The 1,234-nt window shown below is 48.2% G+C and carries 2 protein-coding genes; one reads left to right on the top strand and one right to left on the bottom strand.

Going from position 1 to position 1,234, the window contains the following annotated elements:
- Positions 1-623, top strand: a 623-nt coding sequence (locus R7P67_RS25045) for an anion permease (RefSeq protein WP_318086349.1), incomplete at its 5' end; no start/stop codon positions are given.
- 67 nt (positions 624-690) lie between these two features.
- Here R7P67_RS25045 and R7P67_RS25050 read toward each other — a convergent pair.
- Positions 691-1,234: aldehyde dehydrogenase family protein (locus tag R7P67_RS25050; RefSeq protein ID WP_318086350.1), on the bottom strand; the 544-nt coding region annotated here is incomplete at its 5' end.

Here is a 1,234-nt window from a genome sequence, read left to right on the forward strand (position 1 = left end):
TGACGCGTGACGAGCTGATGGTTTGTATCACCTTTATCGGTATGGTTTCACTTTGGGTATTGGGCCCAACATTAGGTATTCATGCAACGGTTACGGCTTTACTTGGGTTAGTTTTCTTGCTTCTCACTCACACCATCACATGGGACGCCGTTCTTGGCGAAAAAGAAGCATGGCACACCATAACTTGGTTCGCTGTATTGGTAATGATGGCTGCGCAACTTAACAAACTCGGATTTATCAGCTGGTTCAGCGAGTCTATGGCCGAGTCACTGTCCGGCTTTGGCTGGGTGACAACCATCGTCGTGCTTCTTTTGGTTTACTACTACAGTCACTATTTGATGGCGAGTGCAATGGCACACATCAGTGCGATGTACTCCGCGTTCCTGGCAATTGCGATCTCTGCTGGCGCGCCTCCGATGCTTGCTGCGATTGTTCTTGGTATTTTCAGTAACTTGTATATGTCGACCACGCATTACTCGTCTGGCCCTGCGCCAATCTTGTTTGGTGCTGGTTTCCACACTCTGCAAAACTGGTGGAAAATCGGGTTTATCTTCTCACTCATCGTCATTCCAATCTTTGTTTTTGTTGGCGGTGCGTGGTGGAAGCTTCTCGGCCTTTGGTAATCCGCAATTTAGAACGCATAGAAACCAAAAAACCGCCCGTTTGGGCGGTTTTTTATCAATCCAATTACTATCGAACAAAAATCTTTTGAATCGCTTTTATCGCCATTGCTCTGCGACGCATTAAAGCCCCCGTTCTTGGCAGCCATTTCGGAGTGTGGAGTACGGTTTTCGCATGACTAAAGGTTCTGAATCCTTCCACTCCGTGATAATGACCAATGCCCGATTGACCAATGCCACCGAAAGGTGCATCTTCAGCGCCAACGTGTAATACCGTGTCGTTAATGCCGACGCCGCCACTGTGTGTGTTGCGCACGATATGTTTGATGGTCGATTTGTCGTCCGACATAACATACAGCGCAAGTGGTCGCTGGTGCTGATTAATGTAGTCAATCGCTTCTTCTAAGCTTTTGTATGGCTTGATGGGTAGAAGTGGCCCAAAGATTTCCTCTTGCATGATTCGCATACCCGCTGACACGTTTGTGACCAAATGAGGGTACAAAAGCCGTTCCTCTTGAGGTGACGCTTCAACGGTATGGAGGCTTCCGCCTTGGGTTTTGGCATCCGCAAGCAGTGCAGTCAAACGCTCATACTGTCGTTGGTGGATAATATGG

It is taken from the genome of Vibrio sp. Vb0937 (genome assembly GCF_033338855.1).